The following is a 13,050-nucleotide window of genomic DNA, read 5'->3' as shown; positions in this document are numbered from 1 at the left end:
GCAACGGATCGTTGTTTCATTGGTCAGGTTGCCCAGTATCATGAGGGTTCCGCTGGACTGTTTGGACAGCCTGACCACTCGGGAGACCAAGATGAGCGTGGACGCCCTGGACGCCCGCATCCTCGACCTCTTCGCCGCCGAACCCCGCGTCGGCGTCCTCGAAGCCTCCCGCCGCCTCGGCGTCGCCCGTGGCACGATCCAGGCCCGCCTCGACCGCCTGCAGCGAGAAGGCGTGGTCCGCGGCTGGGGCCCCGCCATCGACACCACCGCGATCGGCTATCCGGTGACGGCCTTCGCGACCTTGCAGATCGAGCAGGGCACGGGACACACGGCCGTCGCGGAGGCACTCGCCGGCATCCCGGAGGTCCTCGAAGTCCACACCATCACCGGGGCCGAAGACCTCTGGTGCCGCCTGGTCGCCCGCTCCAACGCCGACCTCCAGCGGGTCATCGACCAGGTCGTCGTGGTCCAAGGCATCCAAAGAGCCTCGACAGTCATCGCCCTGGCCGAACAGATCCCGCACCGAGTCCTCCCCCTCGTCCACGCAGCCACCCGCGGCTGAGGAGGGTTGAGGTACTGGGTTCAGGCGAGGCGTTTGGCTACTTCTACGGCGGCTCGGGCGACTCTGGGGCCGACGAAGTCGCGGTCGAGCTTGCCCAGGACCACGACGCCGATGCTGGCTTCGACGCCGGGGACGCCGAGGACCGGGGAGGAGACGCCCTGGGCGCCGGCCTGGAGCTCACCGGAGGTGATGACGAAGGGCCGGCCGGCCGGGTCGGGCTTGCGGCGGCCGGCCAGGATCGCCTTGCCGGCGGCTCCTTGGTCGAGGGCGTGCCGGGAGCCCATCCGGTACGAGACGTGGAAGTCGGTCCAGCTCGGCTCGATCACCGCGATCGCGAGTGCTTCCTCACCGTCCGCGACCGTCAGGTGGGCCGTCGCGCCGGTGTCCTCGGCCAGCGACCGCAGGACCGGTAGCGCCGCGTCACGAAGCGTCGGCTGCACGCGACGGCTGTAGTGCAGCACCGCCAGACCGAGCCGGGCCCGGCCTTCACTGTCGCGGCGGACCAGCCGGTGCAGTTCGAGCGTGTTGACCAGCCGGTACACCACGGTGCGGCTGACGCCGAGGGACGCGGCGAGCTCGGTGATCGACAACCCGTCCGGGGCGTCCGCCAGCAACTCGAGGACCGTGAGTCCCCGGTCGAGCGTCTGTGACGTCTCTGCTGGCACTCCCGAAGCGTATCCGCTTTTCGGGCGCGGACCGATGGCCCCGTATCTTGCTGCCGTGCGAAATTACTGGGCGCTCCTCCCCGCCATCGCCGTCTGCGTGGTCCTGATCCTGCTCTACGCGGTCCCGACGCTGATCAACCCGCAGTGGACGACGAACATCCTCGGCCTGTTCCGGCAGCAGCCGGAGGAGGGCGAGCCGGGCCTGTCGCCGAAGCGGGTGCAGTCCCGCCGGATGCTGGCCGGGCTGATGGTCCTGGCGGCGTTCGCCCTGGTCGGGTTCAACATCTCGCTCAACCGTGAGGCGAACGGCTGCTACCAGGCGGCCAGGGCGTGGGGCGCGATCGACGGCGCCGACCGGGAGAAGGACCCGTGCATCAACAAGATCTACGGTTCCTTCATCGGCGACGGCTCGGGCAGCGTCACCGGATCCGAGCCGCAGCCGGTCGCGGCGTACCAGGTGGTCGAGGGCAAGAAGCCCAAGTACCTGCGCTGGATCCAGAACCGGCCCTCGTACAACGACATCGACCTGGTGATCGGTGTCGGCGGCAACTGTGCGCTGGACCTGCGGGTGGTCGAGTCCGAGGACAAGGTCACCGCCGTCATCGACAACAGCGACCCGTGCCCGCCCGACGACGACATCTCGATCGCCTCGATCGAGCTGAAGGAGCCGCTCGGGGACCGCAAGGTGGTCACCGTCGACGACAAGGAGCTGAAGAAGCTCGACGTCGACCTCGACTCCTGGCCGACCGTCCTGGGCAAGCTCGTCACCGGCGGCTGACCAGCCCCTACCGGCCCTAAGCTGCGCCGGTCGCGATCAGATCCCGTACCCCCGCGGGCTCAGCGCAGGGCGCGGACCTCGGAGTCGTAGCGGCGGAACGGTTTGTTCGCGGCGAGCAGGATCAGCAGGCCGACGATACACGCGCACGCGCCGGCCAGCAGCGCGATCGTCGGGGTCGTCAGCGACGCCGTCGTCCCCGCCACGAAGTCGCCCAGCCGCGGACCACCCGCGACGACCACGATGAACACGCCCTGCAACCGGCCGCGCATCTCGTCGGGCGCGGCGGACTGCAGCACCGTGTTCCGGTACGCCGAGCTGACCATGTCCGCGGCCCCCGACACCGCGAGCAGCGCCACGCCGAGCCAGATCGTCCGCGACAGCCCGAACAGCCCGACCGCCGCCGCGTACACCGTGATCGCCACCACGATCGCCACGCCCTGCCGCCGGATCCGGCTCACCCAGCCGGAGAACAGCACCCCCAGCAACGCCCCGATCGCGGGCGCCGCCTGCAGCAGACCCACGGTCCGCACGCCGCCGCCGAAGAACGCGCCCGCGACCGCCGGGAAGAGTGCCCGCGGCTGCGCGAACACCATCGCGAGGATGTCCGCGACGAACGTGGCCAGCAACGCCGGCGCCGCGCGGAGGAAGCTGAACCCCTCGAGCACCGACCGGATCCCGGCCCGCCGCACCTCCCCCGTCGGCGGTACCGGCGGCAACCGGAACAACGCGTACAGCGCGGCCGTGAACGTCAGCACGTCCACCAAGTACGCCGCGCCGAACCCGTGCCACGCGATCACGGCTGCCCCCAGCAACGGCCCGGCGGTGAAGCCGAGGTTGAACGCGGCCTGGCTCAGCGTGTTCGCCGCGGGCAACAACTCGGGACGGATGAGTCGCGGGATGATCGCGGAACGCGCCGGGTTGTTCACCGCGAAACACGCGGACTGCAGCGCGACCACGCCGTACAGGACGCCGACCTGCTCCCATTCCAGGACGGACTGGAGCACGAGGACCATCGAGAGCAGCCACAGTCCGGTGCTGCTCACCAGCGCGAGCGTCCGCCGGTCGACCGCGTCCGCCATCGCCCCGCCGTACAGCCCGAACACGATCAGCGGCACCAGCGAGCAGAGTCCGACGAGGCCGACCGCGAACGTCGATTCGGTCAGCGCGTACACCTGGATCGACACGGTCACCGCGGTCATCTGCTGACCGAGCTGCGACACCGTCGACCCGATCCACAACCGCCGGAACTCCACCGACTCCTTCAGCGGGCGGATATCGGTGAGCAGGCGCGGCACATCCCGCAACTTATGTCATGACCAAAACGGCACTACACCGTGGTAGCGATCTCACGGCCCGACGCCTGCCCACCACCCGGGCGGCCACCCACCACCCGGCGGCCGCCACCCCTGGTGAGCCGGAACCCGTGCGGCCAGGTCGTGCGTCCCTGTCCGCATGACTCATCACCAGCAAGCCCCCATGCTCACGTGCCCGCTGTGCTCCTGCCAGCAGTTCCAGCAGGAGGTGGCCCGCAGCGACTCGCAGTGGGGCTTCACCTCCCACCGGATGACGCTGATGATCTGCATGAACTGCCGCTACGTTCTGCACTTCTACGACACCAACTCGATCTTCGACTTCGACTGATCCCGACGTCGGTCACCACGGGAGGCGGCCGGATTCGGCGTGGAGTTCGCCGGTCGGTCCGTTCGCGGCCAGCGTCGCCAACCGGACGGCCACCGCAGCGCCCTCGGCTGCCGTCCTCGGGGCGTCCCAGCCGCCCATGTCGGTCGCGCAGTTCCCCGGGTCGGCGGCGTTGACCAGGATGCCTTCGCCGCGGAGTTCGTTGGCGAGCATCACCGTGATCATGTTCACCGCCGCTTTGGACGCGTTGTACCCGGTCGTGAGGATTGTCGACAATCCGGACGTCGGATCGCCGACCCGCTCCATCGACGCCAGTTCGCTGGAGAGGTTGACGATCCGCGCCGGCCCGACCGCCCGGAGCAACGGCAGCATCGCCGCGGTGGTCGCGACGAGCCCGATCACGTTCACCTCGAAGCTCCGCCGCAGCGCCTCCGCCGGAACCACGCTCACGGCCGCGTCCCCGTCGGCGATGATCGCCGCGTTGTTCACCAGGACGTCGAGCCGGCCGTACTCCGTCCCGATCCGGCCCGCCGCGGCCGCGACCGAGTCCGGGTCCGTCACGTCGATCCGCACCGCCGCCGCCTCGATGCCCTCGGCAACGAGCTCCTTGGCGACGACCTCTCCGCGGCCCAGGTCCCTGGCCCCGACCAGGACGAGGTACCCGAGGCCGCCGAGCTGCCGGGCGATCTCCCGGCCGATTCCCTTGCTGGCGCCCGTGACGAGCGCGATCATCTGCGTGGTCATGGAGCCACCCTCGGCCGGTCCGGCGGGCCGCGGCAGAGCGGCTGGATCCAGGGACCCACAGTGCCTGGCTGGCGACCCGGCCGGGCTGGGATCCTTGGATTGTGGACAAAACACAGCTCGGGGAGTTCCTCCGCGTCCGGCGCGAGCGGCTCCGCCCGGAGGACGTCGGGCTCCCGGCCGGCCTCCGGCGGCGTACCCCGGGCCTGCGGCGCGAGGAGGTCGCGGCGCTCGCCACGATGTCGGCGGACTACTACACCCGGCTCGAGCAGGCCCGCGGCCCGCGTCCGTCCCGGCCGGTGCTGACCGGTCTCGCCCGGGCGTTGCGGCTGTCCACCGACGAACGCGACCACCTGTTCCGGCTGGCCGGTGAACAACCCGACCCGCTACCCGGACCACCCGCGGACGTCCGGACCGGCGTACTGCGGATGCTCGGCCGCCTCGACGTCCCCGGGCTGGTCCTGGACGCGAAGTACGACGTCCTCGCGTGGAACCCGTTGGCGGCCGCGTTGCTCGGCGACTTCTCGGCGTTGCCGGCGCGGGAGCGGAACCTGCTGCGGCTGCGGTTCCTCGGCGATACCCGGCAGCAGGAGTTGTTCGGCGAGGAGGCGACCGCCGAGTTCGCGCGGGAGGTGGCCGCGGACCTGCGCGCAGCGACGGGCAAGTACCCGGACGACCAGGCGGTGGCCGCGTTGGTCGAGGACCTGCTGGCCGGGAGCGAGGAGTTCGCCCGGATCTGGGCGCTGCACGAGGTGGCGAACCAGCGCAGCCTGTGCCAGACGATCCACCACCCCGTCGTCGGCCGGATCGACGTGATCTGCGAGGTCCTTGTCGTCCCGGACCGCGACCAGCGCGTCGTCCTCTACACCGCTGAGCCAGGCTCGCCGTCGGAGCAGGCTCTGCGCCTGCTCGACGTCGTCGGCACCCAGTCGCTCAGTACGACCTGATCGTCATCCCACCTTGATTGACAACCTTCTCCCGGCAAGCGAGCGTTTGATCGTCACTTTCTGACGAGAGGCGTTTGTTGATGCGAAAGATACTTACCGCCCTGCTCGGGCTGAGCCTGGCCGCGACCGCCGTGACCGCGATCGGCTCGGCCGCATCCGCCGACGACCAGGGCTCCGCGTCCTCGGCCGGTACCGCGGCACCGGGCAAGCTCGTGTTCGCGGACGAGTTCGACGGGTCCGCGATCGACCGGGACAAGTGGGCGATCCACTCGAACGCGGAGGCCGACCAGTGCCTCGGCAACAAGGGCAACCAGGAGCTCGAGTGGCACACCTGGGACGCGCTCTCGGTGGCGAACGGCGTGCTCACCATCACCGCCCGGAAGAACAACCCGCACCCCGGGTATGAGTGGTCGAGCGGCCTGATTACCACCGGCCAGGCCTGCGGGCACGAGCCGCGGAACTCCTTCGCCGTCCAGCCGGGCGACTACGTGGAGACCCGGCTGAAGCTGCCGGCGGCGCGCGGATTCTGGCCGTCCACGTGGACCTGGAACGGCAACGGGTCCAACGAGCAGGACACGTACGAGTTCTACAGCGACAACCACACCAACCTGTACCTCACCAACCACCAGGCCGGCGGCGGCAGCTGCACGTACGAGTCGCCTGCGGACCTCACCAAGGATTGGCACACGATCGCCCAGCAGCTCGGCCCGGACCGCACCACCTGGTACCTGGACGGCCGGAAGATCTGCGAGCAGGGCGCGTACTCCGGGACCGGCGACGCGCTCATCCTCGACAGGTTCGTCTACAGCAAGATCCCGCCGACGGTGACCGAAGAGTCGATGCAGATCGACCACGTCCGCGTCTATCGCCCCTGACTCGAGCCGAGGCGGTCAGGGACGGAGCCGGCCCTCCTGCGGGTCGTAGCAGACCAGCCCGTGCTTGATCGCCAGACCGGCGGCGTACGAGGCGACCACTTCGGCGTGCTCGAACTGCACACCGAACGGGAAGACGTCGCCGACCGCGTCGGAGATCAGCGGCTCCACCACCCACGGGCTGACCCGGGCGTCCGCGGGCCACCGCTCCAGCAGAGCGTCGGCGTACGCGACCAGGCGTGGGTTGGCGGGGCTGCCGTCGTCCGACTCGAGCAGCTCCATCAGTTCGTCGTACTTCGCGTCCGCCGCGTCGGCGTCGTCCGGTCGCTCGCCCACCCAGACCACCAGGTCGTAACTCATGCCCAGAATGATCCCAGCCCGGGACAAGGGAACGGCTCAGGCGCGACGTTTCGTGGCCCAGTCCCGCAGCAACGTGATGCGCTCCTGCAGCTGGGTCGACGAGGCGTGCGCCGCGGCCGGACCACCCAGCTTGCGGCGCAGGTCGTTGTGGATCACGCCGTGCGGCTGACCGGTGCGGTGATGCCAGGCGGCAACCAGTCCGTTGAGCTCGCGGCGGAGCAGCGCGATCTGCTCGTGCGTCGCCAACTCGGTCGGGGTCGGGTCCTCCGGCTCGGCGGCCGTCGACCGCTGGGACCGCTTCTGCTGGGCGATCGACTTGGCCTGCCGTTTGCGGAGCAGCTCGCGGACCTGGTCGGGCTCCAGCAGTCCGGGCAGACCGAGGAAGTCCAGCTCCTCGTCCGACGCCAGGTCGCCACCGGTGCCGTAGTCGCCGCCGTCGAACACGACCCGGTCGAAGCTCGCGTCCGACCCGAGCGCCTCGAACTTGGCGTCCAGCTCGTCGCTCGCGCCCTCGGCCTGGTTCGCCTGCTTGATCAGGTCGTCCTCGAGGGCGAAGATGTCGCCGTCCTCGCTGGAGTTCTTCCGGCCGAGGACGTGGTCGCGCTCGACCTCCATCTCGGCCGCGAAGCCGAGCAACCGGGTGACCGACGGGACGAACACCGACGCCGTCTCCCCGCGCTTGCGGGCCCGGACGAACCGGCCGACCGCCTGGGCGAAGAACAGCGGCGTCGAGGTCGGGGTCGCGTACACCCCGACGGCGAGCCGGGGGACGTCGACACCCTCGCTGACCATCCGGACCGCGACCATCCAGCGCTGCTCGCCCTCGGAGAACGCCGCGATCTTCTTGCTCGCCGCCTTCTCGTCCGACAGCACCACGGTCGGCGCCTCACCGGTGATCTCACGCAGCAGCTTGGCGTACGCGCGGGCCGTGTTCTGGTCACCGGAGATGACCAGGCCACCCGCGTCGGGCATGTGCCGGCGGACCTCGGTCAGCCGCTTGTCCGCAGCGGCCAGAACGGCCTGCATCCACTCGCCGGCCGGATCGAGCGCGGTCCGCAGCGCCTGGGCGGTGAGGTCCTTGGTGAGCGGCTCGCCGAGCCGGGCGGCGACCTCGTCCCCGGCCTTCGTCCGCCAGCGCATCTCACCGGAGTACGACATGAAGATGACTGGCCGGACCACGTGGTCGCGCAGCGCGTGACCGTACCCGTACGTGTAGTCGGCCTTGCTCCGGGCGGCACCGTCGTGGCCGTGCTCGTAGGTGACGAACGGGATCGGGTTGTCATCGCTGCGGAACGGCGTCCCGGTCAGCGCGAGCCGGCGGGTCGCCGGCTCGAACGCCTCGCGGACCCCGTCACCCCAGCTGAGCGCGTCGCCGCCGTGGTGCACCTCGTCCATGATCACGAGCGTGCGGAACCGCTCGGTCCGGACCCGGAAGGCCAGCGGGTTCACCGCGACCCCGGCGTACGTCACCGCGACGCCCTGGAAGTCCTTGTTGGTCTTGCCGCGCCGGCCCGCGAACGCCGGGTCGATCGCGATCCCGGCCCGGTCGGCCGCCTCGGCCCACTGGACCTTCAGGTGCTCGGTCGGCGTCACCACGGTGACCCGCTCGATGACCCGACGTTGCAGCAGCTCCGACGCCACCGTCAGCGCGAACGTGGTCTTGCCCGCGCCCGGGGTCGCGACGGCGAGGAAGTCCTTCGGCTGCTGGTCCAGATAGAGGCTGAGTGCCTCCGCCTGCCAGGCGCGCAGCTTGCTGGCGGTACCCCAAGCGGCGCGATCCGGGTAGGCCGGAGGAAGCACGGCTGGTGTCGCTGGCGCGTGCGAATCCACGGACGGCTTGCTCCCCCGATAGTCGACTGTCGGCCGGGCCAGAACGTTACCCGACAACCGCTACAAGATCAGATCCGCGGGCACCACCGTGACGTCGTACGGACTCGTCAGGACCACCGGCTCGTCCCCGGCGACCTTCGCCACCTGCGCATATGCCCCGTCGCGCAACTCCCACCCGATCAGGCTCGGCGTGTCGGGATCGACCACCCAGTACGCCGGGCAGCCCGCCGCCTCGAGCCGGGACCACTTGAGCATCACGTCGATGCGCTTCGTGCTCGCGGACAACACTTCCACCGCCAGCAGTGGCGCCTTCGGGAGGTCGTTGTCGGTGAAATCCTCCCGCCGGGCCACGAGGACGTCGGGTTGCAGGACGGTGTCCGGCGAGATGACCACGTCGAACGGCGCGAACAGCACCTCGAGATTGGCGGGGCAAGTGTCGAACAGCGTGCGGTAGACAGCTGCCACCACGCGTTGGTGCAGCCGTGACGGCGCCGGGGTCACCAGCAGTGTCCCGTCGATGACCTCGTACCGGTGCCCGTCATCGGGCATCCTGTCGAGGTCGTCCTTGGTCAGCGGCTCGCTGGGCCGCCAGGGGACCTTCGGCTCGTCCGGGCTGAATTCCATGAGTGTCATGGTGCCTCCTTGGGTAGTCCACGCCGAGAACATGCCGTCGACTGCCCCGAGTTTCCCGGGGCAGTTCGCGAGCTGTGGACAACCGCGGCTGTGGAGAAAGGCAGGTGGGGCTGGGTTGTCGGCCTACACTCGGGGGATGAGCACTCAGTTGAGTCCTGGCGCCGAGACGGTCACCGACGAGCGCACGCTGCCGTCGCTGGACGAGGGTGACCACGAGCGGTTCTCGCACTACGTGCCGAAGGACAAGCTGACCGAGGCGATGGTGATGGGTACGCCGGTGGTCGCACTGTGCGGCAAGGTCTGGGTACCCAGCCGGGATCCGCAGAAGTTCCCGGTCTGCCCGGAGTGCAAGGAGATCTGGGACTCGCTCAACCCCGGTGACGACGACGGCGACGGCGACGAGTAGCCGCCGGCCGTCGACGACAAGCCGCGGTCAGTCGAGCGGCCGCGGTCGGCCGGCGAGTCGGCGTGGTCAGTTCTGGGTCGGGTCGTCCGGGTAGGTGGCGAGGTAAGCCATCTGGTCGTTCTGGCGTCGCAGCACGCGGCGCCACAGGTCCTCGGGGCGGTGGCTGAACACGTCGTCGGGCTCGGACGGGACGACGTACCAGGCGCCCTCGGTGATCTCGCCCTCGAGCTGGCCGCTGGACCAGCCCGCGTAGCCGGCGAAGATGCGCATCCGCTGGATCGCGCCTTCCAGCAGCTCCGGCGGGACGTCGAGGTCGATCAGCCCGATCCGGCCGAAGCACTCGCGCCAGCCGGGCGGGTCGGCGGTGTCGATCACCTCGGCGACGGCGAGCGCGCTGTCGGTGCCGACCGGGCCGCCCATGAACAGCACACCCGGCTCGTTCACCGTCTCGGACCAGTCCGGCAGGACCCGGTCGACGGCGAGGTCGGCGGCGCGGTTCACCACCACGCCGAGCGCCCCGTCGTCGTCGTGGTCGAGCAACAGGATCACCGACCGGCGGAACGGCGGCTCGTCGAGCAGTGGGGTCGCCACCAGCAGCGATCCGGTCAGCGTCTGCACCGTCATGACCCCATCATGTCGTGCCCGGCAACTTTTGTACCGCGCCCGGAGCACGCCGCAGCGCGCGGAACCCGAACCACGCCCCGATCGCCACCCCGAGCACATCGGCGAGCGCGTCGAACGGGTCGCCACTGCGCGACGGCAGCAGGTACCCCTGGATCAGCTCGCTGACCACCGCGTGCGCGACCAGGGCTCCCAGCAGCCACCGCGCCGGGATCCGCGCCCGCAGCCCGAGGTACGCCACGGCCGCGAAGATCACGCAGTGCGAGACCTTGTCCAGGTACGGAATCCCCGGCGGACCTGGCTGGGTCGGCGCGTACAGCCCGTACAGCTGGACAACGACGGCCAGCAGGAAACCGCCCCGCCAACCCCACTTCCGCAACGCCGGCCCTGAGACCCGCCCCCGTGCGTGTGCCACTCCTCCAGCCTCGCAGACCGCCGGATCAGAGGTGCGGCGAGTCGTCCGGGTAGTGCTCACCGGTGTGGGAGGTACCGCCGGCCGCGTCCCGGACCGCGTGCGCGACCATCGTGTGCACCTCGGGGTGGAACACGCTCGGCACGATGTAGTCGGCGTTCAGCTCGTCGTCGGTGACCACGCCGGCCAGCGCCTGCGCGGCCGCGAGCTCCATCTCGATCGACACCTTCGACGACTGCGCGTCGAGCAGACCGCGGAAGACGCCCGGGAAGACCAGCACGTTGTTGATCTGGTTCGGGAAGTCGCTGCGCCCGGTCGCGACGACGGCCGCGTGCTCACCGGCCGACGCCGGGTCCACCTCGGGATCCGGGTTCGCCAGCGCGAACACGATCGCGCCGTCGTTCATGGTGGCGATGTCGTCGCCGTTCAGGATGTTCGGCGCCGAGACCCCGATGAACACGTCCGCGCCGGCCAGCGCGCCCTTCAGGTCGCCGCTGTACTTGGCCGCGTTGGTGTTCTCCGCGATCCAGCGCAGCTCCGGCGACAGCCCGTCCCGGCCGACGTGGATGACGCCGGCGATGTCCGCGACGATGGAGTCCTTGACCCCGGCCGCGATCAGCAGCTTGAGGATCGCCGTCCCGGCCGCGCCCGCGCCCGACATCACCACCCGGACAGCGCTGATGTCCTTACCGACCACGCGCAACGCGTTGTACAGGGCGGCGAGCACGACGACCGCCGTACCGTGCTGGTCGTCGTGGAAGACCGGGATGTCCAGTTCCTCGCGCAGCTTGGCCTCGATCTCGAAGCAGCGCGGCGCGGAGATGTCCTCCAGGTTGATCCCGGCGAAGCCCGGCGCGATCGCCTTGACGATGCCGACGATCTCGTCCGGGTCCTGGGTGTCCAGGCACAGCGGCCAGGCGTCGATCCCGGCGAACCGCTTGAACAGCGCCGCCTTGCCCTCCATCACCGGTAGCGCCGCCTTGGGGCCGATGTTGCCCAGGCCGAGCACCGCGGAGCCGTCGGTGACCACGGCGACGCTGTTCCGCTTGATGGTCAGCCGGCGGGCGTCGTCCGGGTTCGCCGCGATCGCCAGGCAGACCCGCGCGACGCCCGGCGTGTAGATCATCGAGAGGTCGTCCCGGTTACGGATCGGGTGCTTGGCCTCCATCGAGATCTTGCCGCCGAGGTGCATCAGGAAGGTCCGGTCCGAGACCCGGGCGATCTCGACGCCGGGCACCGCGCGCATCGCCTCGACCAGGCGGCCGGCGTGCTCGGTGTCCGCGGCGGCGCAGGTCACGTCGATCCGCAGCCGCTCGTGACCGGAGGCGGTCACGTCGAGGGCGGTGACCAGACCGCCGGCCGCCTCGACCGCGGTCGTCAGCTTGCTCACCGTCGAGCCGCCCGCGGGCACCTCGAGGCGAACGGTGATGGAGTAGGAAACGCTCGGCAAGGCAGTCACGCCCGCGATCTTCTCATGGCCGCCCAACCAGCAGGAGATTCCGTACGTTGCGTTCGCGACGCCCTGCTGGGTAATCCTTTACTCGGCCGCTAGAGTCGGACCGCGGAGGAGGGAGACCAGTGGCCACCATCAGCGATGTCGCGGCGCTCGCCGGGGTCTCGACGGCGACCGTCTCGCGGGCGCTGAACGGCAAGGCCACGGTCGATCCCGAGCTGGCCGCCCGGGTCCGCAAGGCCGCCGGCGAGCTCGGCTACCGGCCGAACGGCCCGGCCCGCAACCTGCGCCGCCAGGAGGCCGCGGTCGTCGCGCTGATCATCTCCGACGTGGAGAACCCGTTCTGGACCGCGGTCGCCCGCGGGGTCGAGGACGTCGCGCACGAGGTCGGGTACTCGGTCGTCCTCTGCAACTCCGACGAGAGCGCCGACAAGGAGAGCCGGTACGTCGACGTGGCGATCCAAGAGCGGGTCGCGGGCGTGATCCTGTCCCCCACCGGGTCGACGTCGTCGGTGGAGAAGCTGGCGGCCCGTGGGACGGCGTTCGTCGCGGTCGACCGGCCGTTGCCGCATGAGAGTGACGTGGTCCTCGTCGACACCCGGGCCGCGGCCCGGCAGGCGACCGAGCACTTGATTGCCCAAGGCTACGAACGCGTCGGCTGCGTGACCGGCCCGGCCGGGGTACGGACGGCGGACGACCGCCTCGCCGGGTACCGCGACGCGTTGCGGGCCGCGAAGCGCAGGAGTACGGCCAAGCTGGTCCGCCGGACGGAGTACAAGGCCGCCGGTGCACACAAGGCGGCCCGCGAACTGCTGGAGCAGGCGGAACCGCCGGACGCGTTGCTCGTCGCGAACAGCGCGATGGCGGTCGGCGTCCTGCAAGCCCTGCAGGAGCACGGGGTACGCCTGGGCCGTGAGGTGGGCCTGGTCTCCTTCGACGACGCACCGTGGGCCGCGCTGATCGACCCGCCGTTGTCGGTGGTCGCGCAACCGGCGTACGAGATCGGCACCGTGGCCGCAAGGTTGCTGCTGGCAAGGATCACCGACAGTACCCGGCCCCCGACCACCACCACCCTCGGCGCCCGCCTGATCGAACGCGGCAGCTCCCACCGCGGCTGACTCGCTGAACCCGG

16 protein-coding genes are annotated in these 13,050 nt (G+C 70.3%); 7 read left to right on the top strand and 9 right to left on the bottom strand.

Going from position 1 to position 13,050, the window contains the following annotated elements:
- Window positions 1–40: 40 nt before the first annotated feature.
- A complete protein-coding gene (locus FB561_RS17200; protein WP_238334871.1) occupies window positions 41–562 on the top strand; it encodes an Lrp/AsnC family transcriptional regulator in 522 nt (173 codons plus the stop codon).
- A 20-nt stretch (window positions 563–582) separates the two neighbouring features.
- Here the strand turns inward: FB561_RS17200 and FB561_RS17195 are convergent, their stop codons facing one another.
- The gene (locus FB561_RS17195) at window positions 583–1,227 is read right to left on the bottom strand and encodes an IclR family transcriptional regulator (RefSeq protein WP_145807861.1); all 645 of its coding nucleotides are present in this window, start codon (window positions 1,225–1,227) and stop codon (window positions 583–585) included.
- Between the two features lie 55 nt (window positions 1,228–1,282).
- Between FB561_RS17195 and FB561_RS17190 the strand changes: the two genes are divergently transcribed.
- Entirely contained in the window at window positions 1,283–2,005 is a 723-nt protein-coding gene (locus FB561_RS17190; protein ID WP_238334870.1) for a hypothetical protein, read from the top strand.
- Window positions 2,006–2,064: 59 nt separating this feature from the next.
- Here the strand turns inward: FB561_RS17190 and FB561_RS17185 are convergent, their stop codons facing one another.
- The gene (locus FB561_RS17185; RefSeq protein ID WP_202880640.1) at window positions 2,065–3,300 is read right to left on the bottom strand and encodes an MFS transporter; all 1,236 of its coding nucleotides are present in this window, start codon (window positions 3,298–3,300) and stop codon (window positions 2,065–2,067) included.
- A 181-nt stretch (window positions 3,301–3,481) separates the two neighbouring features.
- Between FB561_RS17185 and FB561_RS17180 the strand changes: the two genes are divergently transcribed.
- Complete coding sequence (locus FB561_RS17180) at window positions 3,482–3,646, top strand: hypothetical protein (protein WP_238334869.1); 165 nt, start codon at window positions 3,482–3,484, stop codon at window positions 3,644–3,646.
- 12 nt (window positions 3,647–3,658) lie between these two features.
- Here FB561_RS17180 and FB561_RS17175 read toward each other — a convergent pair whose 3' ends face one another.
- On the bottom strand, window positions 3,659–4,387 hold the full coding sequence (locus FB561_RS17175; RefSeq protein ID WP_145807856.1) for an SDR family NAD(P)-dependent oxidoreductase: 729 nt from the start codon (window positions 4,385–4,387) through the stop codon (window positions 3,659–3,661).
- 101 nt (window positions 4,388–4,488) lie between these two features.
- On the opposite strand from FB561_RS17175, the gene FB561_RS17170 reads away from it, so the two are divergent.
- Window positions 4,489–5,331 (top strand): helix-turn-helix transcriptional regulator, encoded by an 843-nt coding sequence (locus FB561_RS17170; protein WP_145807854.1) that lies wholly within the window; start codon window positions 4,489–4,491, stop codon window positions 5,329–5,331.
- 80 nt (window positions 5,332–5,411) lie between these two features.
- A complete protein-coding gene (locus FB561_RS17165; RefSeq protein ID WP_145807852.1) occupies window positions 5,412–6,206 on the top strand; it encodes a glycoside hydrolase family 16 protein in 795 nt (264 codons plus the stop codon).
- Between the two features lie 15 nt (window positions 6,207–6,221).
- On the opposite strand, the gene FB561_RS17160 is transcribed toward FB561_RS17165, so the two are convergent.
- From FB561_RS17160 to FB561_RS17150, 3 genes are all read right to left on the bottom strand, one after another.
- Complete coding sequence (locus tag FB561_RS17160) at window positions 6,222–6,563, bottom strand: hypothetical protein (protein ID WP_145807850.1); 342 nt, start codon at window positions 6,561–6,563, stop codon at window positions 6,222–6,224.
- Window positions 6,564–6,599: 36 nt separating this feature from the next.
- Window positions 6,600–8,363 (bottom strand): DEAD/DEAH box helicase, encoded by a 1,764-nt coding sequence (locus tag FB561_RS17155; protein ID WP_202880639.1) that lies wholly within the window; start codon window positions 8,361–8,363, stop codon window positions 6,600–6,602.
- A gap of 90 nt (window positions 8,364–8,453) precedes the next feature.
- On the bottom strand, window positions 8,454–9,026 hold the full coding sequence (locus tag FB561_RS17150; RefSeq protein ID WP_145807846.1) for a Uma2 family endonuclease: 573 nt from the start codon (window positions 9,024–9,026) through the stop codon (window positions 8,454–8,456).
- A gap of 136 nt (window positions 9,027–9,162) precedes the next feature.
- Between FB561_RS17150 and FB561_RS17145 the strand changes: the two genes are divergently transcribed.
- Entirely contained in the window at window positions 9,163–9,432 is a 270-nt protein-coding gene (locus FB561_RS17145) for a DUF3039 domain-containing protein (protein WP_145807844.1), read from the top strand.
- A 66-nt stretch (window positions 9,433–9,498) separates the two neighbouring features.
- Here FB561_RS17145 and FB561_RS17140 read toward each other — a convergent pair whose 3' ends face one another.
- The 3 genes from FB561_RS17140 to FB561_RS17130 are packed head-to-tail and all read right to left on the bottom strand — an operon-like array spanning window position 9,499 to window position 11,924.
- Entirely contained in the window at window positions 9,499–10,056 is a 558-nt protein-coding gene (locus FB561_RS17140; RefSeq protein ID WP_145807842.1) for a YqgE/AlgH family protein, read from the bottom strand.
- Between the two features lie 7 nt (window positions 10,057–10,063).
- The gene (locus tag FB561_RS17135) at window positions 10,064–10,468 is read right to left on the bottom strand and encodes a VanZ family protein (RefSeq protein ID WP_238334868.1); all 405 of its coding nucleotides are present in this window, start codon (window positions 10,466–10,468) and stop codon (window positions 10,064–10,066) included.
- Window positions 10,469–10,493: 25 nt separating this feature from the next.
- Complete coding sequence (locus FB561_RS17130; protein ID WP_145807840.1) at window positions 10,494–11,924, bottom strand: NAD-dependent malic enzyme; 1,431 nt, start codon at window positions 11,922–11,924, stop codon at window positions 10,494–10,496.
- Between the two features lie 119 nt (window positions 11,925–12,043).
- Here FB561_RS17130 and FB561_RS17125 point away from each other — a divergent pair, with 119 nt between their 5' ends.
- Window positions 12,044–13,036: a LacI family DNA-binding transcriptional regulator gene (locus FB561_RS17125; RefSeq protein WP_145807838.1), complete on the top strand. Its 993-nt coding sequence runs from the start codon at window positions 12,044–12,046 to the stop codon at window positions 13,034–13,036.
- The last annotated feature ends 14 nt before the right edge of the window (window positions 13,037–13,050 follow it).

The sequence above is a fragment of the Kribbella amoyensis genome, from assembly GCF_007828865.1.
GTDB classification, from domain to species: domain Bacteria; phylum Actinomycetota; class Actinomycetes; order Propionibacteriales; family Kribbellaceae; genus Kribbella; species Kribbella amoyensis.
Note: the sequence above shows the minus strand (reverse complement) of the source record. Positions and strands in the feature narration are given on the sequence as shown.

Excerpts from the sequence above, each read along its gene's own strand:
- FB561_RS17200 (WP_238334871.1), top strand. The coding sequence starts at position 41 with ATGAGGGTTCCGCTGGACTGTTTGGACAGCCTGACCACTCGGGAGACC.
- FB561_RS17180 (WP_238334869.1), top strand. The coding sequence starts at position 3,482 with ATGCTCACGTGCCCGCTGTGCTCCTGCCAGCAGTTCCAGCAGGAGGTG.
- FB561_RS17175 (WP_145807856.1), bottom strand. The coding sequence starts at position 4,387 with ATGACCACGCAGATGATCGCGCTCGTCACGGGCGCCAGCAAGGGAATC.
- FB561_RS17165 (WP_145807852.1), top strand. The coding sequence starts at position 5,412 with ATGCGAAAGATACTTACCGCCCTGCTCGGGCTGAGCCTGGCCGCGACC.
- FB561_RS17160 (WP_145807850.1), bottom strand. The coding sequence starts at position 6,563 with ATGAGTTACGACCTGGTGGTCTGGGTGGGCGAGCGACCGGACGACGCC.
- FB561_RS17150 (WP_145807846.1), bottom strand. The coding sequence starts at position 9,026 with ATGACACTCATGGAATTCAGCCCGGACGAGCCGAAGGTCCCCTGGCGG.
- FB561_RS17145 (WP_145807844.1), top strand. The coding sequence starts at position 9,163 with ATGAGCACTCAGTTGAGTCCTGGCGCCGAGACGGTCACCGACGAGCGC.
- FB561_RS17140 (WP_145807842.1), bottom strand. The coding sequence starts at position 10,056 with ATGACGGTGCAGACGCTGACCGGATCGCTGCTGGTGGCGACCCCACTG.